Annotated in this window: 22 protein-coding genes; 9 read left to right on the forward strand and 13 right to left on the reverse strand. The window is 63.8% G+C overall.

Annotated elements, in window-relative coordinates; translation table 11 throughout:
* Positions 1-15 precede the first annotated feature (15 nt).
* Together JYG36_RS10980 and JYG36_RS10985 are read left to right on the forward strand one after the other, a co-directional pair.
* Positions 16-1224 carry an acyl-CoA dehydrogenase family protein gene (locus JYG36_RS10980; protein ID WP_213603932.1) on the forward strand — a complete coding sequence of 403 codons (1209 nt, stop codon included), beginning with the start codon at positions 16-18 and terminating at the stop codon, positions 1222-1224.
* A gap of 61 nt (positions 1225-1285) precedes the next feature.
* A complete protein-coding gene (locus tag JYG36_RS10985) occupies positions 1286-2638 on the forward strand; it encodes an MFS transporter (protein WP_249744439.1) in 1353 nt (450 codons plus the stop codon).
* A 90-nt stretch (positions 2639-2728) separates the two neighbouring features.
* On the opposite strand, the gene JYG36_RS10990 is transcribed toward JYG36_RS10985, so the two are convergent.
* Both JYG36_RS10990 and JYG36_RS10995 read right to left on the reverse strand, forming a co-directional pair.
* A complete protein-coding gene (locus JYG36_RS10990) occupies positions 2729-3829 on the reverse strand; it encodes a sigma-54 interaction domain-containing protein (protein WP_093381322.1) in 1101 nt (366 codons plus the stop codon).
* A 10-nt stretch (positions 3830-3839) separates the two neighbouring features.
* Positions 3840-5015, reverse strand: coding sequence for an acyl-CoA dehydrogenase family protein (locus tag JYG36_RS10995; protein ID WP_045194272.1), 1176 nt, complete (start codon positions 5013-5015; stop codon positions 3840-3842).
* Between the two features lie 214 nt (positions 5016-5229).
* On the opposite strand from JYG36_RS10995, the gene JYG36_RS11000 reads away from it, so the two are divergent.
* The gene (locus JYG36_RS11000; RefSeq protein ID WP_010227092.1) at positions 5230-5445 is read left to right on the forward strand and encodes a TOBE domain-containing protein; all 216 of its coding nucleotides are present in this window, start codon (positions 5230-5232) and stop codon (positions 5443-5445) included.
* A 54-nt stretch (positions 5446-5499) separates the two neighbouring features.
* On the opposite strand, the gene JYG36_RS11005 is transcribed toward JYG36_RS11000, so the two are convergent.
* Positions 5500-6921 (reverse strand): purine-cytosine permease family protein, encoded by a 1422-nt coding sequence (locus JYG36_RS11005; protein WP_045194271.1) that lies wholly within the window; start codon positions 6919-6921, stop codon positions 5500-5502.
* A 211-nt stretch (positions 6922-7132) separates the two neighbouring features.
* Here JYG36_RS11005 and JYG36_RS11010 point away from each other — a divergent pair, with 211 nt between their 5' ends.
* On the forward strand, positions 7133-8017 hold the full coding sequence (locus tag JYG36_RS11010; protein WP_123566206.1) for an EamA family transporter: 885 nt from the start codon (positions 7133-7135) through the stop codon (positions 8015-8017).
* A gap of 10 nt (positions 8018-8027) precedes the next feature.
* Here JYG36_RS11010 and JYG36_RS11015 read toward each other — a convergent pair whose 3' ends face one another.
* Both JYG36_RS11015 and JYG36_RS11020 read right to left on the reverse strand, forming a co-directional pair.
* Entirely contained in the window at positions 8028-8672 is a 645-nt protein-coding gene (locus tag JYG36_RS11015; protein WP_045194267.1) for a helix-turn-helix transcriptional regulator, read from the reverse strand.
* Positions 8669-10099, reverse strand: coding sequence for an MFS transporter (locus JYG36_RS11020; RefSeq protein ID WP_213603936.1), 1431 nt, complete (start codon positions 10097-10099; stop codon positions 8669-8671). The genes JYG36_RS11015 and JYG36_RS11020 overlap by 4 nt, the downstream gene beginning before the upstream one ends.
* Before the next feature lie 177 nt (positions 10100-10276).
* On the opposite strand from JYG36_RS11020, the gene JYG36_RS11025 reads away from it, so the two are divergent.
* Together JYG36_RS11025 and JYG36_RS11030 are read left to right on the forward strand one after the other, a co-directional pair.
* Positions 10277-10597 carry a YbjQ family protein gene (locus JYG36_RS11025; RefSeq protein ID WP_045194264.1) on the forward strand — a complete coding sequence of 107 codons (321 nt, stop codon included), beginning with the start codon at positions 10277-10279 and terminating at the stop codon, positions 10595-10597.
* A 164-nt stretch (positions 10598-10761) separates the two neighbouring features.
* Positions 10762-10947 (forward strand): hypothetical protein, encoded by a 186-nt coding sequence (locus tag JYG36_RS11030; protein ID WP_045194262.1) that lies wholly within the window; start codon positions 10762-10764, stop codon positions 10945-10947.
* Positions 10948-11282: 335 nt separating this feature from the next.
* On the opposite strand, the gene JYG36_RS11035 is transcribed toward JYG36_RS11030, so the two are convergent.
* Positions 11283-11432 (reverse strand): hypothetical protein, encoded by a 150-nt coding sequence (locus JYG36_RS11035; protein ID WP_213603422.1) that lies wholly within the window; start codon positions 11430-11432, stop codon positions 11283-11285.
* A gap of 431 nt (positions 11433-11863) precedes the next feature.
* Here JYG36_RS11035 and JYG36_RS11040 point away from each other — a divergent pair, with 431 nt between their 5' ends.
* Entirely contained in the window at positions 11864-12166 is a 303-nt protein-coding gene (locus JYG36_RS11040) for a hypothetical protein (RefSeq protein ID WP_045194260.1), read from the forward strand.
* Here JYG36_RS11040 and JYG36_RS11045 read toward each other — a convergent pair.
* Both JYG36_RS11045 and JYG36_RS11050 read right to left on the reverse strand, forming a co-directional pair.
* Complete coding sequence (locus JYG36_RS11045; protein ID WP_213603938.1) at positions 12157-12579, reverse strand: group II truncated hemoglobin; 423 nt, start codon at positions 12577-12579, stop codon at positions 12157-12159. The two genes, JYG36_RS11040 and JYG36_RS11045, sit on opposite strands and share 10 nt — an antisense overlap.
* Before the next feature lie 118 nt (positions 12580-12697).
* Complete coding sequence (locus JYG36_RS11050; protein WP_283817199.1) at positions 12698-13030, reverse strand: hypothetical protein; 333 nt, start codon at positions 13028-13030, stop codon at positions 12698-12700.
* Positions 13031-13392: 362 nt separating this feature from the next.
* Between JYG36_RS11050 and JYG36_RS11055 the strand changes: the two genes are divergently transcribed.
* Complete coding sequence (locus JYG36_RS11055) at positions 13393-14883, forward strand: DASS family sodium-coupled anion symporter (RefSeq protein WP_093381336.1); 1491 nt, start codon at positions 13393-13395, stop codon at positions 14881-14883.
* 75 nt (positions 14884-14958) lie between these two features.
* Here JYG36_RS11055 and JYG36_RS11060 read toward each other — a convergent pair whose 3' ends face one another.
* Positions 14959-15504: a cupin domain-containing protein gene (locus tag JYG36_RS11060; protein ID WP_010226800.1), complete on the reverse strand. Its 546-nt coding sequence runs from the start codon at positions 15502-15504 to the stop codon at positions 14959-14961.
* Positions 15505-15576: 72 nt separating this feature from the next.
* The gene (locus JYG36_RS11065; protein WP_045194250.1) at positions 15577-16782 is read right to left on the reverse strand and encodes an MFS transporter; all 1206 of its coding nucleotides are present in this window, start codon (positions 16780-16782) and stop codon (positions 15577-15579) included.
* 221 nt (positions 16783-17003) lie between these two features.
* Between JYG36_RS11065 and JYG36_RS11070 the strand changes: the two genes are divergently transcribed.
* Positions 17004-17864 (forward strand): hypothetical protein, encoded by an 861-nt coding sequence (locus JYG36_RS11070; RefSeq protein ID WP_093381341.1) that lies wholly within the window; start codon positions 17004-17006, stop codon positions 17862-17864.
* A 48-nt stretch (positions 17865-17912) separates the two neighbouring features.
* Here the strand turns inward: JYG36_RS11070 and JYG36_RS11075 are convergent, their stop codons facing one another.
* From JYG36_RS11075 to JYG36_RS11085, 3 genes are all read right to left on the reverse strand, one after another.
* Positions 17913-20414, reverse strand: a complete 2502-nt coding sequence (locus tag JYG36_RS11075; RefSeq protein WP_213603940.1) for a TonB-dependent siderophore receptor — start codon at positions 20412-20414, stop codon at positions 17913-17915.
* 85 nt (positions 20415-20499) lie between these two features.
* Positions 20500-21453: a FecR domain-containing protein gene (locus JYG36_RS11080; protein ID WP_045194246.1), complete on the reverse strand. Its 954-nt coding sequence runs from the start codon at positions 21451-21453 to the stop codon at positions 20500-20502.
* Positions 21450-21980 carry a sigma-70 family RNA polymerase sigma factor gene (locus JYG36_RS11085; RefSeq protein WP_045194244.1) on the reverse strand — a complete coding sequence of 177 codons (531 nt, stop codon included), beginning with the start codon at positions 21978-21980 and terminating at the stop codon, positions 21450-21452. Before JYG36_RS11085 ends, JYG36_RS11080 begins: the two co-directional genes overlap by 4 nt.
* Positions 21981-22059 lie beyond the last annotated feature (79 nt).

Genomic DNA, 22059 nt, shown 5'->3' on the forward strand with positions numbered 1-22059 from the left:
GCACAAGGAAAGTCCATGCCTGGTTTATCCGCAGTCCCCCCGATTGAGCGTCGCAACCTCGACGATCTCAAAGGCAATACCGAAAACCTGCTGGCGCTGATTGCCGCCGGCGCCGCGCAACGTGAGCGCGAACGCCAGCTGCCCTATGAAGCGGTGCGCCAGATTGCCCAGGCCGGGCTCTACACCTGTCGCATCCCCGAGCAGTATGGCGGCCCGGGTGGCAGTGTCAGCGATGTGATCGGCCTGCTGCTGCGCATCGCCTCGGTGGACTCCAACGTCGCCCAGGCGCTGCGCCCGGGCTTTGGTTTTATCGAAGGCTTGTTGTCGTCAACCGCCGACGGCGCCGAGGCCGAGCGCCAGCGCTGGTTCGCCCGTTACCTGCAAGGCGCGGTGCTGGGCAATGCCGGTTGGGAAGTGGGCGGCGCCAATGGCGCGATCAGTGCGCGCATCGTGCGTGACGGCGAGCATTACCGCGCCAGCGGCAGCAAGTACTACAGCACCGGCTCCCTGTACGCCGACTGGGTCAGCGCCGTGGCTCTGGATGAAAACGATCAGCCGGTGTCGTTCGTGCTGCCGCGCGAGCGCCAGGGCCTGGAGTTGCTCGACGATTTCGACGCCATGGGCCAGCGCCTGACTGCCAGCGGCACCACGCGCCTGAATGATGTCGTGGTGTACGCCGACGAGATCCGCACGCGGACCGTGGAGGAGGGCAAGCGCACCATCGTCACGCCGTTCCTGCAGTTGTTTCTGGCCACGGTGCAGGCCGGCATCGCCCGCAATGCGCTGGACGACGCCAGCCGCTTTGCCCGCGAGCACGCGCGGCCGATCAAGCACAGCAGCGCCGCGCGTTCGGTGGATGACCCTTACGTGCAGCTCAGCGTCGGCGAGATCGCCGCCCGTGCCTTTAGCGCCGAAGCCGTGGTGTTGCGCGCGGCGGCGTCGATCGACCGCGCCTGGGCCAGCGGGCTTGACCCGCAACAGGTCGACCAGGCCGCCATCGACGTCGCCCAGGCCCAGTACATTGCCGCCGAGTCCGCGCTCAAGGCTGCCGAGTTGCTGTTCGACGTCGGCGGCGCCTCGACCACCGGCCGCAGCCACAATCTCGACCGCCACTGGCGCAACGCGCGCACGGTCGCCAACCACAACCCGCGGCACTGGAAGGCCGCAGCGGTGGGTGCCTGGCAACTGACCGGCACGCCGCCGCCGACGTCGGGCTTGTTCTGAGGTGGGCAGTTTGCAGGCGCCGCTGTTGACCCACAGCACCGGGCAATCACGGCGGGTACCGATGATCATCGGCTGTGCGTTGCTGATGGAGCTGATCGACTCCACCGTGGTCATGACCGCATTGCCACAGATGGCCAGCGAGTTCGGCGCGCCGAGTGTGCGCATGAACCTGGTGGTGTCGCTGTACATGCTCGCCGCGGCCCTGGCAGTGCCGGTCAGCGGCTGGGCGGCGGACCGCTACGGGCCGCGGCGGGTGTTCGTGCTGGCGATAGTGTTGTTCACCCTGTCGTCGCTGGCTTGCGCCCTGGCCGGGTCGTTGCTGCAACTGTGCCTGGCGCGCCTGTGCCAGGGCGCGGCGGGGGCGATGATGGTGCCGGTGGGCTTGATGATCCTGCTGCGCTGGTCGCCGCGCGAGCAACTGCTGCGCAACATGTCCTACCTGACCATCCCGCCACTGGTGGGGCCGATGCTCGGGCCGCCGCTGGGCGGTCTGCTGGTGACGCTGCTGTCGTGGCAATGGATTTTTCTGGTCAACCTGCCCATCGGCGTGCTCGGGGTGTACCTGGTGCTGCGGCATATTCCCGATTACCCCGGCGACAGCCAGCAACGCCTGGACCTGCACGGCTTGCTGCTGGCCAGTGTGACCCTGGCGTCACTGGTGTTCGGCTTCGAGGCGCTCGGCCATGGTTTGCTGGCGCGGCGCTGGGTGCTGCTGTTGCTGCTGATCGGGCTAATAACAGCGCTGCTCTATGTGCGCCATGCCCGGCGTTGCGCCCAGCCGCTGCTGGACTTTTCGCCTTTGCGCGTAGGCAGTTTTGCCGTGAGTTTCTGGGGTGGCAACCTGTTTCGCCTGGGCACGGCGGCGCAGCCGTTCTTGATGGTGTTGTTGTTCCAGCTGTGCTTTGGTTTAAGCCCTTTGCATGCCGGTTTGCTGACCTTCACCGGGGGTGTCGGCGCCTTTGTGGTCAAGCTGCTGGCGGTGCGTATCGTGCGCCGCTTTGGCTTTCGCCGCACCTTGAGTATCAATGCATTGTTCACCGGTTTGAGCCTGGGCGCCTGCGCCAGTTTCAACCTCGACACGCCGTACTGGCTGGTGGTGTTGATCCTGTTCGCCAGCGGCCTGATCCGCTCCTTGCAGTTCAGCGCCATGGGTGGCCTGACCTATGCCGACGTGCCCGCCGAACTGCACAGCCGCGCCAGCAGCCTGTCGGCGGCGACGGTGCAGTTGACCATGAGCTTGTCGGTGGGGGTGGCTGCTTCACTGCTCAGTGTGTTGATGAGCGTGAAAGGTGAGCAGCAAGTGGCGGTGGCGGATATCGCCCTGGTGATTGGCGTCGGGGCGCTGCTGTGCATGGCTTCGGCGCTGGTGTTTCGCACGCTGGCGGCGGATGCGGGGAGTGAGATCTACTGCTGAGCTTTTCTCGACTGGACTGCGACCGCTGCACGCTCGATCGCGGGTCGAGCCCGCTCCCACAGGATGGGTACAGGGCCTGCGATAAGGCCATTAGATCGACAAATTCAGCACCCGCTCGCCCTGGGTACTGCCCCCGGGCTGCCGGCGATTCACCGCCAGTTCGCCCATCTTGATCAGCCGGGTGCGGGTGACGTTGCGGCTCAGGCCGAGCAAGTTGGCGGTGTGCACCTGGTTGTAATGACTGAAGCGGTAGGCCGCGCGCAACAGTGCGTCCTCGACCTTCTCGTGCAAGGCGCCGCCAGGTTGTTCGAAGAGTTTCTGGAAAGCCCGCGCCAGCAAGCCTTCCGCCGAATCATCGCTGCCGGGGCTGTCGTCGGCGCGTTCGATGCGCATGTTCGACAGGCGCAGGTCCTCCTGGCGGATCACGCCGTCACGGCAGATCAGCAAGGTGTGATGGATGACGTTTTCCAGCTCGCGGATGTTGCCCGGCCAGCCGTAGCTGCGCAGCTTGGCTTCGGCCTCGCTGCTGAGGCTGACCTGGCCATAGCCCAGGCGCTGGCTGTAGGCCTGGATGAAGTGGCGGGTCAGCGGCAGGATGTCGCCCGGGCGTTCACGCAGTGGCACAAGTTCCAGGCTGACGACGTCGAGGCGGTAGTACAGGTCTTCGCGAAAGTGCCCGGCGTTGATGGCTTTTTCCAGCTGCACGTTGGTAGCGGCCAGTACCCGCACATCGATGGCAATGCTCTTGCGCGAGCCCAGGCGTACCACTTCGCGCTCCTGCAGCACGCGCAACAGCTTGACCTGGATCGGCATCGGCAGGTCGCCGATCTCGTCGAGGAACAAGGTGCCGCCGTTGGCTTCTTCGAACCAGCCGGCCTTGGCACTGAGGGCGCCGGTGAACGCGCCTTTTTCGTGGCCGAACAGTTCGGCCTCGACCAGCGACTCGGAAAACGCTCCGCAGTTGACTGCCACGAACGGCTTGTCACGCCGGCCGCTGAGGTTGTGGATGTGCCGGGCGACCAGCTCTTTGCCGGTGCCGGTCTCGCCGATGATCAGCACGCTGGCTTCACTCGGCGCGACCCGCTGCAGGTGCGCCAGCAAGGCCCGTGACTTGGGGTCTTCGAACACCTGCGCGGTGGCGCGGATCGAGGTGGCCAGGGCCGGGGAGGGCGGTAGGGTCAACAATTGCATGGCGGTCACACTATGAGTAGAAGGTCGGAGTCGGCAATTGCCCGCGCAGGGCCCATTCACCGAGTTCGTGCAGCTTGTAGTCGAGCGGGTCGTGCAGGCTCTGGGTGCGCAGGTTGCGCCAGTGCCGGTCGAGGCCCACCGAGGCCTGGGTGGCGCGGGCGCCGGTGACTTCAAACACCTTGCTGCAAATCTCCAGGCCATCGCGGCTGGCGGCGACCTTGGCGGTAGCGATGCTCACCGCCAGGCGCCCGCGTTGTTCGGCGCTCAGCGCCGCGCCTTTGGCCCAGGCCTGGTCCAGTTCCTGGGCGGCCTGGTCAACCAGCAGCCGCGCACCCTGCAGGCGCACCCAGAAGTCGCCGAAATGCTTGAGTACATACGGGTCGGCGCTGCTCTGTTCGGCGAGCGATTTGAACCATGGCCGCGACTCGCGCAGGGCATAATCCCGGGCCTCTTCGAAAGCGCCCTCGGCGATGCCGAGGAAGATATTGGCGAAATGCAGCTGGGCAATCAGCGGCCGCAGGCAGGCGAACGGCGTGCTCAAGGGACCGGGGTCGAGCAGCAGGTCGCTTTCTTCCACCCGTACCCGTTCGAAGCTGGCGCTGCCGCTGTCGGTCTGGCGCTGGCCCATGTTGTGCCAGTCGTTGTGCAGGGTGATGCCGGTGCGCCCGCTGGGGATCGCCGCAATCAGCAGCTTGCCGCCGGCGCTCTCGTCCACCGCCGAGGCGATGAGCATCTCTGAATCGCTGGCGCCGGAGCAGAAGCTTTTTTTACCGGAGAACTCGCGAAAGCTGCCACGGTCCTTGACCACCGTGCGGGTGTCCAGCGGGTTGAGGGCATTGCCCCAGAACCAGCTCTTGCGCGCGGTCAGTTCAAACCATGGCTGCCACTGCGCGGGCGTGGCAAACAGGCGCACGGTGGCGAGCATCAGGTGATGAAAACCAAACACGTGGGCCAGGGAACTGTCGACCCGGGCGAATTCACGAACCACCTCGAACGTTTGCCTCCAGCTGGCGCCCAGCCCACCGAACTCGCGGGGGATGCTCAAGGCCAGCAGGCCGCTGCTGCGGATGGCATCGCGTTCAACCTTGGGCGTGCCGCCCTGGCGGTCGCGCTCGACGGCGTTGCGGGCGAACTCGCTGGCCAGTTCCCGGGCGATGTGCAAAGGGGTCGATGGAGTGCGGTGCAAAGGTGGCGCTCACTTGCTCGATGAGGGTGGTACCGATGCTAAAGGATCTAAAAAACTGAAAATAAATAACTTGTAGGTCTTTCGATATGTCGATTTGTATATTTCGTTTTGTTCTATATTCGTAAGTATTTATTCTTTTTAATTTTATTCGCTCGAGCGCAATCTGCACCTCAAGCACTGCGCGGCAGTGCACCCCAGGACGAGGAAGCAGCACATGACCATCAAGGCGATCAACGTACGCAATCAGTTCAAAGGCACGGTCAAGGAGATCATCGAAGGCCCGGTGGTATCGGAAATCGACGTACAGACCTCCGCCGGCATCGTCACCTCGGTGATCACCACCCGCTCGGTGCACGAGCTGGAGCTGCGGGTCGGCAGCGAAGTGATTGCCTTCGTCAAATCCACCGAGGTGTCGATCGCCAAGCTATGAAGGGCAGGAACAAAAACAGGCCGAGCCCCGGTGATGGGGCTCGGCCTTTTTGTTTCAGGACTGGCTGGTTTGCGGCAGGATCATCTGCGCCGGGGCATCGGCAGCCTTGCGCCGCGCCACCAGGTAATACAGCACACTCGGTACGATCAGGCCGATGATCCACGACAGGTCAACGCCGCCCAGGTGGGCAACCATCGGGCCGGTGTAGAGCTTGGTGGAAATGAACGGCATCTGCACCAGCACGCCGATGGTGTAGACGATGATGCCAGGCAGGTTCCAGCGCCCGTAGCGGCCGTTGGGGTCAGCCAGCGCCGGCACGTCGTAGCGCTCCTTGGTGATGAAGTAGTAGTCCACCAGGTTGACCGCGCTCCAGGGCACGAAGAAGGTCAGCAGGAACAGGATGAACGACTTGAACGCGGCCAGGAACGAATGCTGGCCGAGCAGGGCGATCAACGTCGAAGCGCCAACGATGGCGAGGACGAAGAACAGCCGCTGACGGCGGGTGACTTCGATGTGCCCGCGAAAGCCACTGATGATGGTGGCGATGCACATGAAGCTGCCGTAGGAGTTGAGGGTCGAGATGGTCACCTTACCGAAGGCGATGCTGAAGTACAGCAGCGCGGCGGTGGCGCCGGTACCGCCCAGGCCGACGATGTAGGCCACTTCACGGCCGGAGAACTGGCCGTTGGCAATCGCCGCGGCAAACACCCCGAGGACCATCGACGCCTGGGCGCCGACCACCGAGCCCAGGCCTGCGGCGAGGAAGGTCTTGAACGATGAGGTGTTGCTCGGCAGGTAGCGCGAATAATCCGCGACATAAGGGCCGAACGAGATCTGCCAGGACGCCGACAGCGACACCGCGAGCAGGAACGAGGCCCAGGTGAAGTGGCGGTTCTCCAGCAACTGGCCGATGTCGCTGATGACCATGATGCGGCTGAACAGGTAGACGAAGGCGATGATTCCCAGCACGCTGGCCACCCGGCCGATCCAGTGGATCATGCGGTAGCCGAACACCGTGGCAAGGACGATGACCCCGGCGAAAATCAGAATGCCGGCGCTGTCGCTGACGCTCAGCAACTGGCCGATGGCCTGGCCCGAGAGCACCGTGCCGGTGGCGGTGAAGCCCAGGTACATCAGGCACACCAGGGCAATCGGGATGGCCGCGCCGTACACCCCGAACTGCACGCGGCTGGAGATCATCTGCGGCAGGCCGAGTTTCGGCCCTTGGGCGGCGTGCAGGGCCATGACCGCGCCGCCGACCAGTTGCCCGAGCAGCAGGCCGATCAGCGACCAGAACACATCGCCACCGAGCACCACGGCCAGGGCCCCGGTGACGATTGCGGTGATTTGCAGGTTGGCACCCAGCCACAGGGTGAACTGGCTGTAGAGGCGTCCGTGTCGTTCGTTTTCCGGGATGTAGTCGATCGAGCGCCGCTCGATCAGGGGCTTGCTGCGCGAGGCATTGGCCTGGGTCATTGCTCGGGATCTCCGCCTATTGTTGTGTTGTCGCGGTCGGGTCGCCAGCCGAACGCAGGCGGGCGACTGAAACAGATATGAGCATGTATATACAAATACAGTCAAGTGGAGGTGTCGGCTTTGCGGCGTCCATCCGTCGCGATGGATGCTGCGATGATTTCGTGCATAAGGTTATGCTGTTGCGAAATATTACAAAGCCGTTGAGGGAAGCATGCCGTTAAAGGATTTACTGCTGGCGCTGGTGGTGATTGTCGCCTGGGGCGTCAATTTCGTGGTGATCAAGGTCGGCCTCGATGGCTTGCCGCCGATGTTGCTGGGCGCCTTGCGCTTTGCCCTGGTGGCGTTTCCGGCGGTGCTGCTGGTCAAGCGCCCGCAGTTGCCCTGGCGCTGGCTGATTGCCTACGGCGCGACCATCTCCCTGGGCCAGTTCGCCTTTCTCTTCGAGGCCATGGGCAATGGCATGCCGCCGGGGCTGGCGTCGCTGGTGCTGCAATCCCAGGCGTTCTTCACCCTGTTTTTTGCCGCGATCTTCCTCGGCGAGCGGCTGCGCGCGGCCAGCGTACTGGGCCTGCTGGTGGCCGCCGGCGGCCTGGCCCTGATCGGCAGCGAAAACGGCGCCAGCGTGCCGTTTTTTGCCTTGCTGCTGACCCTGTGCGCCGCCGCGATGTGGGCCATGGGCAATATCATCACCCGGCGTTTCGGCAATATCGACCTGGTGGCCCTGGTGATCTGGGGCGGGTTGGTACCGCCGCTGCCGTTTCTGGCGCTGTCGTGGTGGCTGGAAGGCCCCGAGCGGATCGAAAGCTCGCTGCGCGGCATCGGCTGGAGCTCGGTGCTGGCGCTGGCCTATCTGGCGTTTATCGCCACCATGCTCGGCTACAGCCTGTGGAGCCATCTGCTGTCGCGCTACCCGGCCGGCAAGGTGGCGCCGTTTTCGTTGCTGGTGCCGGTGGTGGGCCTGAGCTCTTCGGCCTTGCTGCTGGACGAGCGCCTGACCCCGCTGCAAGGCTGGGGCGCGCTGCTGGTGATGGCCGGGCTGTTGATCAACGTCTTCGGCCCGCGCCTGCGCCAGTTGTTGCTGGCGCGGATGGCCTAGCCGTGGGTGATTACGCCGGCATAACCCGGTAGACACAACGCCGATCACCGCTCAGCAGGTGTTCGCAGCGCTCCACCTGCGCCTGCTCACCGAGCGCGGCCTGGAACACCTGCAGCTCCGAGCGGCAAAACCCCTGGCAGCGGCTGGCGGCCACGCAGATCGGGCAGTGGTTTTCGATGATCAGCCAGCCGTCGCCGCAGGCCTGCATCTGGGCCATGTAGCCGGCCCGCTCACGCAGTTGCACCAGCACCCGCACTTTGTCTTCCAGCCCCTGGGCCTGGTTGCAGGCCTGCTGGTATTCGGCGCGGCTGCTGGCTTCCATGCGGCTGATGAGCTGGTCGACCCCCTCGGGGCCGAACACCTGTTCGACGCTGTCGATCAGTTGCAGGGTCAGCACACTGTGGGTGTCGGGAAAGCGCCGCTGGGCGGCGTCGGTCAACATCCACTTTTGCGAAGGCCGCCCGGCGCCAGTGCTCGGGACACTGATGCCATTGATTTGCCCGGCGGCCTGCAGCTTCTGCAGGTGCTGGCGCGTGGCCTCGAAGCTGATCTGCAGCAGGCTGGCCAGGTCGGTGGTTTTCAACGCGCCGCGGGTCTTGAGCAAGAACAGGATGCGCTCGGCGCTTGAGGCGCTATCGAGGTTGCTGAGGCTCATCGGGCCATGACCTTGGGTGCAGTGCCAGTTAGGCGCCAGACCAACAGCCAGGTCAGCAGTGGCGCGATGGCAAACACCGCGAACAGCCAGGTCGCGGCCTGTTGCGCGCCAGCGACGCCGCCCGGCTCGACCAGCCCGGCACTGTTGCTGACCACCCCGGCCAGGGCTGCCGCCAGCGCCGTGGCGTAGAGCTGCACGGTGGTGATCGATGCCGAGGTCAGGTTTTCTTCACCGGGTGGCGCGGCGCTGAGCACCTTGGTCAGCAGGTGCGGCCAGCCCAGGCCGATCCCCAGGCCCACGCCGGCCAGCGCCAGGCAATACACGGCCAGGCCGCCAGTGCTGCCCAGCCAGGCCTGCTGGCCGGTCATCAACGCCAGCCCCAGCAGGGCCGCAAGGACGATGCCCGGGCCGACGCGGATCATGCGCTCGGCGGCCTCACCGGTGCGGCTGGCGCTGCACAGCGCGGCCAGGGTCCAGCCCGCCGCCATGGCCGCGGTCATGTAGCCGGCGGCCAGCGGGCTGAGGCCGTGAATGGCCTGGAGGAAGTAGGGGACGAAAATTTCCGTGGTCACTGCCGCAATCAACAGGCACATCACCGCATACAACTTGCCCAGTGAGGTGCCCAGGGAATAAGCACCAGAAGGCAGCAAGCGGCGCTCGGGCTGGTGGTCGAGGCGGGCGATGAGCACTGCGATGGCCAGGCCCGCGCCAATCCCGAGCAGGTTCCACAGCAGTTGCTGGGCCAGGCTGGCGGCAGAAATCGCCAGCACCGAGGCGACCAGGCAAGCAATCAGGCCATAGGGTGGGCGAGTGGCCCGGGTGCTGGCAGCCACCTTGCCGTGCAACTGGTTGATGACGATCAGCGCCAGCAGCGCCGCCACTGGCAGCAGCGACCAGAACGCCCAGCGCCAGTGGCCGCCCTGGGCAAAGATACCGCCTACCGCCGGCCCGCACAGGGTGGCCACGCCCCACATGCCCGAGACCATGGCCATGGCCCGGGGCCACAGGCGCTCATCGAAGATCAAGCGGATCAGGGCATAGCTCAGGGCGAACAGGATACCGCCGCCCAGGCCCTGGACGCTGCGACCGATCAGCAGCACCGGCATGCTCGGCGCGGCGGCGCAGATCACCGAGCCCAGGCTGAACACCGCCAGGGCCAGGAGAAATGCCGCCCGCGCGCCCAGGCGCTCGATCAATTGCGCCGAGAGGGTCGAGCCGATGATCGAGGTGGCGACAAACAGCGTGGTGCTCCAGGCATAAAAGGCCAGGCCGCCGATATCCGCGATCACTGTGGGCAGGATGGTGGTGACGATATAGACGTTGATTGCATGCAGGGCGACGCCGCCGGCCAGGGCGATCGAGCGCAGGGCATTGCGCCCGTGGAGCAGTTCGGCCCATGACGCGGGCTGAGGGTGGGCGGTGTTCATCGGCGACTCCTTCGCAAGTAAGGCGGCAATGGAAGGGGAGTCTAGGTGGTTGGCATGTATTACACAACCAATTGCTTGTATAAATGGCCACGCAGCGGCCGACGGTTTTGTTACCATCGCGCTTTTTCCGCCCGCTCAATTGCGGGCGGCTGACAGGCAAGGCCGAAGGAGAGCAGCATGATCATTACCACCACAGGGACCATCGAAGGCCGGGAAATTTCCGCCTATCTGGATGTGGTCAGCGCCGAGTCGGTTCAGGGTATCAACGTGGTTCGCGATATGTTCGCCAGTTTCCGCGACTTTTTCGGTGGCCGTTCGCAAACCCTGGAAAGTGCGTTGAAAGAAGCGCGCATCCAGGCCACCGACGAAATCCGCGCCCGCGCGCGCAGCCTGCAGGCCGATGCGGTGGTCGGCCTGGACTATGAAATCAGCATGCCCTCGGCCCGTGGCGGCATGGTCGTGGTGTTCGTTACCGGTACCGCAGTGAAGCTCAGGTAAACGCCAGGGGTGCGACAAAACAGCCCGGCCATTGGTCGGGCTTTTTTGTCCTTGCCCGTGCGGTCCACAAATGACCGGCTAGTCTCAGAGTCACCAGGGTCAGTACTTTTCTGGGCAATCATCTGCTTGCCGGTACTGGTCCGCCATCGGAGGGAGACTGGGGCATGATTGAATCCTACATTGAGGACCAGGGCGACGAATTTCCCATCAACAGTGTGGTGCGCTGTGGCCAGAGCGGCTATCGCCTGGGCTTTGCCAACATGACGCTGGATGATGCGCAGGTGCGCCTGAACGCGCTACAGCGCAGCAAGAAGGGTAAGTTCACCCCGCGCTTGCCAGCGAAGAAGTAAACGAATCGACCACCACCCCGCCCAACGGCGGGGTTTTTTTTGGTTCTTCACGGAATCCCGGGGGCTATGATTCTTGGGTTGGGTTGCGGGCTTATCCATTCGGTGTGGCGCCGCTGTTGGCCCCTTCCGCCCTTACGGCGGGTCCCTTTTGTTCTTGGCAAAAGGAACCAAAACCGCTCGCTCCAGCATACGGCCCTACGCTGCGCTCCGGGTTCCTTCGCTACGGTGCCTTCCAGGGGCATCGCGGCCTACGACTTGCTTCGCCAAGTCTACGTCTCGCGACTTCGGCTGCCGCCGAAGGGTGCTACGCACCAGCCCCCTCCAGACACCTACGCTCAGCCTCCTGAAGTCGCGAAGTTACGGGCGGCGCCTGCACTGACGCATCTACGAAAGCAGATGTTGGCGAAGCCATGCTGACGCAGGGGCGGGACAAGCCCGCTGATAAAACGAGCACCAACTTGTTTGGTCTTGATCTTGATGTTCATGCACGTACTTCCAGGCGCCGCGAAAAGCGACTTCAGGAGGCCGAGCGTAGGTGCCTGTAGGGGCGGTGCGCAGCACCTTCGGCGGCAGCCGAAGACGCGAGATGTAGACTTGCAAAGCAAGTCGTAGGCCGCGATGCCCCGGAAGGTGCCGTAGCGAGGGGACCCGGAGCGCAGCGTAGGGCCGTATGTAGGAGCAAGCGGTTTTGCCTACTTCTTCCCAAGAGAAAAGTAGGCCGCCGTAAAGGCGGAAGGGGCCAGCAGCAGCCCCACACTGAATGGATAAACTCGCAGCCTCAACATCCCAACCCGGGATTCCGTGAAGAACCTTTTTTTTGCATTGTTTGACCTTGCGCAAAGGTTGCGCGGCTGGCGCTCGCCTGATGCCGGGTTGTGTGCCTTACTAATGCCGCTATCAATACAGGAGCCATTCGATGCGTATCAGGGAAGAGACCTACTGGAACTGGGCTGACGCACAACTGCACAGCCGCAGCCATGACGAACAGCTCAGCGACGGCACCAGTATCGACGTTCAGGTGAGGCTGTCGCGCACCGGCGCCACTCAGTTGTTCCTCGGCATCTATACGCGCCAGGGCAAGGCGCTGGTCGAGGAGTACCACGACAATCGCCCCGGCGAGACCATGACCCGCGCCATGGTCTGGGGCGTTGACCGCGCCAGGGCGCTGGCCACCGGTGCCTTGCCGCTGGAGAAGGCGCCGCTGCGCCGTCAGGCCTGAGGGTGACGGGCGCGGCTGGCCTGGACGATGCGTTCGGCCGGCACGCGCAGTTGGCGCAACAGGTACTCGGCAAATTCTGCAGAATACTCCTGCAGGTTAATCGCCTGTTGCATACAGCCCAACCAGATAGCGCTGTGGCTTTCATTGATCGGCCATTGGGCATGGAAGGCCGGGATGGCGATCGGGCCATAGCGCTCACTGAACAGCCGCGGGCCGCCGAGCCAGCCACTGAGAAAACACGCCAGCTTGTCGCGCGAAGCTTCCAGGCTTTGCGGATGCATCTGGCGCACGGTCCGTGCCTCGGGGTTTTCATCCATCAAGCGGTAGAAGTCATCGACCAGGCGGCGCAGGCCGTCGATGCCTCCGGCGGCCTGGTAGGAGGTGTCACCGGTTCCGAAAGCTGGCTGGGTCATAAGCGGGCTCTTGGCGCAAAGGGGGGCATTCTAGCCCTGTACCGCCATAAATAAAAAAGCCCAATCCGCGTGGATTGGGCTCAAGCGTGGCTGGGGCAATGCCGCACCCCAGCGACCCTTAGCAGAGACGGTCGATCACCGCGACGCCAGGCTTGTTCTGCAGCGCAGCCCACTCGCTTTGCAGGGTCTGCAGAACCCGGCCGACATATTGAGTGTCGGCGGCGGCCTTTTTGCCAACGTAGCCCTGGCCGCGACGGTACATCTTCAGGCGGGCACGCATGTTCGGCTTGCGTTCTTCGAACTCGGCTTCGTCGCTCATGGTTTCCAGGCTGTCCAGGTGAACTTCACCGGTTTTGCAAACCCAGAGGATGTGGCTGTCGAGAGTGTCCTTGCGCGCGGCGAACAGCCGGGCCAGTTCTTCAACAGTCGGTTGATTGTTCAGATTCATCATAAAGCCCCCTTGATCATTCGTTGTTTGTTCGCACTTGGCGCATAACATGTAGCGTTAAATGAAAGCTGCTACAGCAGCGTCACAACTGGGGGCTTCTACACGCTGCCTTTTGGGCAGTACCCATCCGCACACAGCTCATGGATCTGTCGAGCTGCCTGGAACACCCTTGCCAGTACCCCCGATCGGGGAGACGACCTCATCATGCAAGGGGCGACGAACGGCGTCAACAGGTTTTGTAGTGTTTTTTTCAAGGCACTACATCTTGTCGGACAATGCCTCGAATTCGGGGCATTGATGCGTATCAGTCTGCGCAAAAGCGATCTGCGCGATCATGGCCGCACATGTTCTAAAGGGAGTTACCGATGAATTCGCCGGCCAATGTGCCTGTCTCACAAACCGCCAGAGCCCGCGTGCCGATTGGCCTGCTGGTCGGTATCGCAGCGCTGGTCGGGGTGCTGTTGCTGCCGATGCCCGCCGACCTGCCAGTGGCCGGCCACCGGGTGCTGGCGATTCTGGCTTTTGCCGTGGTGGTGTGGATCAGCGAAGCGGTGTCGTACGAAGCCAGCGCGATCATGATTACCTCGCTGATGGCCTTTTTGCTCGGCACGGCGCCGACGGTGGCCGACCCTTCGGTGATCTACGGCTCCTCGGCCGCCATCACCCTGGCCCTGACCGGTTTTTCCAACAGTGCCCTGGCCCTGGTAGTCGGTGCCTTGTTCATCGCCGCGGCCATGACCCACACCGGGCTGGACCGGCGTATCGCCCTGGTGACCTTGTCGAGCATCGGCGTCAGCACCCGGCGCATCCTTCTGGGGGCGGTGGCCGTCACCGTGCTGCTCAGCCTGGTGGTGCCCAGCGCCACCGCGCGCAGTGCCTGCGTGGTGCCGATCATGATGGGGGTGATCGCTGCCTTTGGTGTCGACAAACGCTCGAACATCGCTGCCGGGATCATGATCATCGTCGCTCAGGGCACCAGCATCTGGAACATCGGCATCCAGACTGCCGCGGCGCAGAACCTGCTGACCGTCGGCTTCATGGACAAGATGCTCGGTGCGCGGGTGTCGTGGATCGACTGGCTGATCGCTGGCGCGCCGTGGGCAGTGATCATGTCGGTGGTGCTGATCGTCCTGGTGCTGAAAATGCTGCCGCCCGAAAGCGATGCGATTCCGGGTGGCAAGGCGGCAGTAAGCAAGACCCTGGCCGAGCTCGGGCCGATGAGCGGCGCGCAGAAACGTCTGTTGGGCGTGTCGCTGTTGCTGCTGCTGGCCTGGGCCACCGAGGGCAAGCTGCATCACTTTGACACCACTTCGACCACCTATGCCGGGCTGGTGATCCTGCTGCTGCCACGGGTAGGGGTGATGACCTGGAAAGATGTGCAGGCGCGCATTCCCTGGGGCACGGTGATTGTCTTCGGGGTGGGCATCAGCCTGGGTACTACCTTGCTTACCACCCAGGCCGGGCAATGGCTGGGCGCGCAAGTGGTGGCCCATACCGGGCTGGATCAACTGGGTACCCTGGGGGTGTTCTCGATCCTTGCGGCCTTTTTGATTCTGATTCACCTGGGCTTTGCCAGCGCCACCGCCCTGACCTCGGCGCTGCTGCCGATTTTGATTGCGGTGTTGCAGACCTTGCCGGGGGACTTCAGCCGCCTGGGCATGACCATGGCCCTGGGCTTTGTGGTCAGCTACGGCTTTATCTTGCCGATCAACGCGCCGCAGAACATGGTCTGCCTGGGCACCGAGACCTTCACCGCCAAACAGTTCGCCCGGGTGGGGATCATCGTCACCCTGATCGGTTATGGGCTGATGCTGGTGTTTGCCGCGACCTGGTGGCAGTGGCTAGGCTGGATGTAGCAGCAAGGTTCATCGCGGGGCAAGCCCGCTCCTACACAGGTCCTGTAGGAGCGGGCAAGACCCGCGATCGCACCATCAGAAGTTCGCCGGGGTGTTGGCGCTGATGATCTCGGCCTCATCCTGGCCGATATTCTTGAAGCTGTGGGGCAGGGTGGTGGGGAAGTAGTAGCCGTCACCGGAGTTGAGGATGCTGACCTGGCCATCGACCCGCAATTCGATGGTGCCACGGGTCACCAGGCCGCACTCTTCGCCCTCGGCGTGCACGATCGGCTCGCCGGAGTCGGCGCCCGGCGCGTACAGCTCGCGCAACATGCGCATTTGCCGGCCTTCGACACTGGCCCCGACCAGCAGCATGCGCAGGCCGCTGTTGCCCAGGTCGGGCTGTTCGGTCGAGCGGAACACAAAGCGTTCTTCGCGGATCGGCTCGTCAAAACTGAAGAACTCCGCCAACGACATCGGAATGCCTTCAAGCAGCTTTTTCAGGGAACTGACCGAAGGGCTGACGCGATTCTGCTCGATCTGCGAGATCGTCGAGTTGGTCAGGCCACTGCGCCGAGCCAGCTCCCGTTGGGAGAGTTTGTTGCGTTCACGCACCAGTTTGAGTCGTGTCCCCGTGTCCATAGCCGCCTTATGTGTCAAAAATTTTGGGCGAGGCATTAAAACACATTCGAACCGGCTTTAGCGGCCCACCTGTTAGGCGGGCTTTTTCGGCTGCGGCCACAGCCCGACCAACAACAGCAGCGCCGCAACAATCAGGTACGGCAGGCGCGGATCGACGGCGTAGATCAGGGTCCCGGCCAGCGGCCCGATGACCACTCCCAGGCCCTGCACGGCGCCGATGGAACCGGCCGTGGCGCCTTGCTCGGAGGCGTCCATGGCGTTGGCCGCCAGCGCCGAAAACGCCGGGAACACCCAGCCCATGCCGCAGGCCGAGAAAAAGAAGCACGCCCACAGGCCCACGGCGCTGGTGGCCAGGGCGCTGGCGGCAAAGCCTGCGGCGGCGATGCTGGCGCCGACGCGGATCATCCGCAGCGGTGGCCATTCGAGCTTGCGCACCAGGATCTGCGCCAGAATCAACGCCACGCCGACCATGGTCAGGGCGACGCCAGCGGTTTGCGCAGCATCGGCCGGGGCCATGCCCAGGCGGTCGAGGGCGAAGAAACCGACGGTGATCTGCGCCACCGACACGCTGAGCATCGCCACGAAGGCCACCAGCAGTGGCCGGCGCAGGCGCGGGTCGGCCAGGCGCACCGGGCGTGGCGGCTGTTTGAGGTGCAGTTCCTGGCGCTTGAGCTTGAGCAGCAGCACAAACGCCAGCATCGGCAGCACCGCCATTACATAGAACGGCAGGCTCAGGCTGAAGCGCGCCAGCACCGCCGCCAGGGCCGGGCCGATGACCAGGCCGAAAGCGTTGGCCGCCCCCAGCGAAGCCATGGCCCGGGCGCGGTGCCGGGGTTCGATATTGTCGGCGATCAGCGCCGCGCCACCGACCGGCAACGCCGCGTAAAAAGCGCCGATCAGGCCGCGGCCCAGCACCAGCCCGGCAAAGGCCAGGGCGGCGCTGGGCAGCAGGTGCAAGGCGGTATCGATGAACAGGCACAACGCCCAGTAGGCGACGGTGAAACCCGCGGTGCCGAGCAGCAACACCTTGCGCCGCCCCAGGCGATCACTGGCACGGCCCCAGGGGCGGGCCAGGAGCATCCAGATCACCCCGGCAACCGTTACCGCCGCGCCGGCTTGCCAGGTGGCCAGGCCGAGAGTGCGGGCAATCGGGCCGATCAACGAGACGAACGCCATCATCGCCATGGTGCAGGCCATGTTCGCCGCCAGCAGCGGGCGCAGGTCAAAGGGGGAGCGCTCGCTATGGTCGAGCACGGCAGGGTCCGTTGCGGTGGTCATGGGCTATCCAGGGCAGGTGAACATACTGGGTATTGTGCCGTAGGAAAGCCCTTGGCAAAACAGTAAGGCTGCAAATAATAATTATTTGCAGCTCGTTATGTACTCTCGCACTTTTGCTTCGACAACCATGGACCTGGCATTTTTGCCAGTTTACTGATGAGTTTCACCAGACCTACCCTGACGCTGTCAGCCACCTGGCCCGGCACTCAGAGGATTACGTGATGAAAGACTCAGAGTACGCAGCAATTGCTTCGGCAACCGAACTTGAGATGCAACCTCCTGCTCCGCAGAGTACTTCCTATTTACAGGCTTCACTGCATATCTGGGATGAGACATATGAAATTCGGGCCCAGACCTTCGAGTTTCTCTATGGTTTCAAGGGGGTCTTTTTGATCGCCGGGGGGGGATTGCAAACGGTCATGATCAGCATCCCGTTTGTCTGTATTCCAAACGCGGGACATTACCAGTTCAATTTGCATCGAGGCTCGGACGTTAGTATCTGGATGGGCGGCGCCCAAGTGCCCATCGAGCAGGGCATGTTGACGGTCGATGTAAAGTTGACGGACCAGGCATTGATTGGTTTTTATGCTGGACGTTTTTCCAGCGTGTTGATCGATGGGAAATCAACGTTTGAATGTCCTGATTTTCTCTTCACCAGCCGAGAACGCGAGGCCGCGCCGGCCAACGCATCGCTTGCGGGCAGCCGCTCGGGTAATGAGTTCAAGGGCACGTGGCGGGTGGGTTACAACGAAACAGCATTGGTTGCCGATGCGTTCTCAGTGACCATGGGCTTGGAAGGCGTGTTCTTGGTGTTTCAGGCCCGGGTGCCTGTTTCGATATTCATTCCCCACCGTCGCATTCCGGTCTCGGGATCGTACTCTTTTGATCTGGCGAAAGTAGACGACATTCGGATAATTCAAAGTGGCGTTTTACGTCTGCCCTACGGCACGCTAAATGTCACTGTCGACAAAGGCGACGATTCGCAGTATCTACGGGTGGAGGGCAGTTTTCGTGCGCGCTATGCCGACCTGATTTCCTCAATTGTCTGCGACCGTTTCGCTATCAGTTCGCGTGAGCGGTAGTCGGCGACGGGCGCTTGATTCATCGCCGCCGACTGTTTAACTGCCTTTTTAGAAATCGCCCTTCAGGGTCACCATGAAGTTGCGCGGCTCACCATAGAAGTTGCCCCAGGCCAGGGCGCCGACGCTGGAATAGTAGTGCTTGTCGAACAGGTTGTTGCCGTTGACGGCAATGCTCCAGTTGTCGTCCAGTTTGTAACCCACGCGCGCGTTCCAGATCGCATAGCCGGGCTGTTCGGTTTTCGCCGCGCGGTCCTGGTAGTGGTTGTCGCTTTGCGCATTGACCCCGCCGCCCAGGCTCCAGCGTTGCAGCGGGCCGTCCAGTTGGTAGTCGGCCCAGACCCGCAGCAGATGGCGCGGTACGTAGCTGGCGGTGAAGGTGGCGTCCTGGCTGGTGCTGTTGGTCTTGAGGTACTCAAGCTCGGTGTAGGTGTAGCCGGCCAGCACCTGCAGGCGTTCGGCCAGCTCGCCGCTGAGCTCGGCTTCGAAGCCCTGGGCGCGGACCTTGCCCTTGTCGCTGTAGCAGTAACCGTCGGAGGAGCCGGCGCACACCGAGTCGTAATCGGCTTCGGCGCGGTGCGCCTCGATGGTGCGGAACAGGTTGAACGCCGCGTTCAGGCCGCCATCGAGCCATTCGCCCTTGATCCCCAGCTCGTAGTTGGCGCCGGTCTTGGGCTGCAGCGGGCTGCCCTGGGCATCGGTGTAAGTGCCTTGGGGCTGGAAGATGTCGGCGTAGCTGCCGTACACCGACCAGGTCTCGTCCAGATCGTAGATCAGTGCGGCGAACGGTGTGACCTGGCCGTTTTCCTGGCTGCGGTCGTGCTGCCAGTAGTCCCAGGCCTGGGTGTAGGAGTCGCGCTGGCTGCGGTACCAGCTGACCCGGCTGCCGAGCACCAGGGTCAGGGGTTCGGCCAGTTTCAGGCGCAAGGTTGCATAGGTGCCGATCTGCCGGGTGTCGCTTTCCACCGGCAGCGGGCCGCCACGGTAGGAGGCCGTCTGGTACAGGCTGTCTGGCGGCTTGGGAATGTCGCGGTCGGGGGCGAAGGGGTTCATGGTCACGCCCATCAGCTGGGTCATGTTGATCAGCGCGTAGCTGTCGCTGCCCTTGGCCCGGCTGGCGTTGGCGCCGACGATCAGCTCGTGCTCCAGGCCCCAGGCGGTGAATTTGCCGTCCAGGTAGGCATCCATGCCGTAGTCGTGCTGGTCGTAGTCGAACACGCCGGAGTACAGCTGGCTGTTGGCCGAAGTGCTGCCGACCGGCACGCTGCCCAGGGTCATGGCGTACTGCATGTCCTGGGTGTTGTGGCTGTGCATGGCGGCGACTTTCAGCAGCCACTGGTCGTTGAAGTGGTGGGTAAGGTCGGCGAACAGGTTGACCCGCTGGCTTTCCCAGCTGTTCCAGGTCGCGCCCAGGCAGGTGGAACGCGACAGTTTCAGGTCCGAACCATCGCTGTAGCGTGGCAGGCCCTGCCAGCAGGGGGTGGCATTGAGCTTCTCGTAGGCGGCGCCGATGCCCAGGGTGGTGGCGTCGTTGAAGTCGTAGTCGAGGGCGCCGTAGACCACCTGGTCGTCGCGCTTGCCCATGTCGTAGAAGTACTGGCGGTCCTGGCCGGCGACCACCAGGCGGCCGCGCAGGCTGCCGGATTCGTTCAGCGGGCCGCCGGTATCGAGCTGGGCGCGGTAGTTGTCCCAGGAGCCGGCTGAAAGGCTGACACTGGTGGCGGCCTTTTCCTGCCCGCGTTTGCGAATGAAGTTGACCCCGCCGGCGGAACTGCCCGAGCCCTTGAGCATGCCGGCGGCGCCGCGCAGCACTTCGACGCGGTCGTAGTAGGCCATGTCGCTGGCGAAGCTGTTGGCCTGCACGTAGTTGCCACCCAGGTCCAGCGGCACACCGTCGTACTGGTACTGGCCGGCGAGCATGAAACCGCGCGAGTAGAAGTATTTACCGCCCATGGGCGAATCGTGCACGGTGATCCCCGGGGTTTTCTCCATCACCTGTTCGAGGGTGGTGAGGTTCTGCTCATCCATCATCTTGCGGGTGATGACCGTCACCGATTGCGGCGTTTCGCGCAGCGAATGCTCGCCCTTGGCGAAACTGACCTGGCGCGCGGTGAAGCTGTCGGTGGTTTCCATCGGCGCCTGCAAGGTGCTGGCGCCAATGGTGGTTGCACCCAGCTCCAGCGCACCGTTGCTGGCCGGCAGCGGGCGCAGCGAGTAGCTGCCATCGACCTGGCGATAAGCCTGCAGGCCGCTGCCGGTGAGGATCCGGCTCAAGCCTTCGAGCACCCCGAAGCGGCCCTGCAGGCCCGGGCTGTGCAGGCTGGCAGTCAACTGCGCGTCATACGACAGGTTGACCCCGGCGGCTGCGGCAAAGCTGCCCAGCACCCGGCTCAGGGAACCTGCTTCGATGGCAAAGACCTGGCCGCTGCTGGTGCTGTCGCTCTCTGCCGCCTGGGCAACAGTGACGGGCAGCAGGGGCAGGGCCAGGGCGGCAGCCAGCAGATGGCGGCCAATCAACTGGGGAAGGGGGGCACGGGGGAAGCGGGGTTGCATGGAAATCCTCTTCGTTCGCAAATGAGATTATTTCCTACAGAGGCGGACGAACGAAAAAAAACAGGCACCCCCTGGCTGAAAAAATTCAACTCAGGTCGACACTGACCCAGAAGCGGTTGTAACGACGCACCTTGAGCTTGAACGAAGTGGCCAGGGCCGACAGCGCCGCATCGCTGTCGGTGAGCGAGAACGTCCCGGAAACCCGTAGCCCTTCAAGCTCGCTGGAGTAGGACAACAGCCCAGGGCGGTAGCGGCCGAGTTCGTCGAGCAACTCGCCCAGGCGCCAGTCCTCGACGATCAGGTGCCCACCGGTCCAGGCCGCTTCGCTGCTGGCGACGGCCTGCGCGGCCTGCACCGCATGGCTGTCGAACTGGCAACGCTGGCCGGCCTCGAGGCGTCGTGCCGGGGCCTGGCGCGGGTTGATGCGCACCGCATGCTCGAACACTTCGACCCGGCTGGCGGCCTCGCGCTGATCAACGCTGAAGCGCGTGCCCAGGGCTTCGACCAGGCCCTCGGCGGTTTCCACCCGCAACGGGCGCTGGCGGCCGTCTTTGCCGCTAGTAAGAAAAATCCGCCCGTGGCGCAGTCGAATCAGGCGTTGCTGATCGTCGAAGCGGATGTCCACGGCGCTGGCGGTGTCGAGCACCAATTGGCTGCCATCGGCGAGGCGCAGGTGACGGATTTCGCCGGTGGCGCTGTGCTCATCCGCCAGCCACTGCTGCGCCGGCTGGCTGCGGTAGCTGGCCCAGCCACCAAGGCCAAGGCCGCTGGCCAGCAGCAGGCCTTTGAGCACACTGCGCCGGGGCAGGCCCTGGGCTTCGCTGCGTTGCAAGGTGTCGAAGGCCAGCGCCCCCGGCACACTGGCCAGGCGCCCTTGCAACTGCTCGACCCGTGCCCAGGCCCAGCGATGCTCGGCGGCGCTGGCCAGCCACACCTGCCAGGCCTGCTGCAGTTCGGCCGGGGCATCGCCGGCGGCCAGTTGCACATGCCAGCGGGCGGCGGCTTTGAGGGCCTGGCGTTGGCGTTCGCGGTCAGTCATGGCTGGGCATCGAAGGCGAGCAGCAGGCAGCGCTCGGTGGTCTTGATCAGGTATTTTTTCACCGTGGTCAGCGACACGCCCAAGGCAGCGGCGATTTCCACGTAGGTCATGCCCAGCCAGTTGGCCATCAGAAACGCCTTGCGCGCCTTGGCGCCACAGCCGGCCAGCAGTTGGTCGATTTCCCGCAGGGTTTCCAGAATCAACACCTGCTCTTCGGTGGAGATCTGCTCGGCTTCCGGCTGCGCGGCCAAGGCTTCGAGGTAGGCGCGTTCCAGTTGCTGACGGCGGAAATGATCGATCATCACCCGCCGCGCCACAGTTACCAGGTAATTGCGCGGCTCACGCAGCAGGCGCACCAGTTCCAGCGCCTCGGAGGAAGCGAGGATGCGCACGAAGGTGTCCTGCATCAGGTCGGCGGCGCGCTGCGGGCAGCTCAGGCGCCGGCGCAACCAGTGTTGCAGCCACACGTGATGGTGCTGGTAGAGCTGGCCGAGCTCGGCATTGGGCGGTGACGGCGGTGCGCTCATCCTGGCTGCATCCCGAAAAAATGATGCAGATGATAAGCATTCCCAAAAAACTAATAAAGGGTTGTTTTCACACTGCCGC

The sequence above is a fragment of the Pseudomonas sp. SORT22 genome, from assembly GCF_018417635.1.
Taxonomy (GTDB): domain Bacteria; phylum Pseudomonadota; class Gammaproteobacteria; order Pseudomonadales; family Pseudomonadaceae; genus Aquipseudomonas.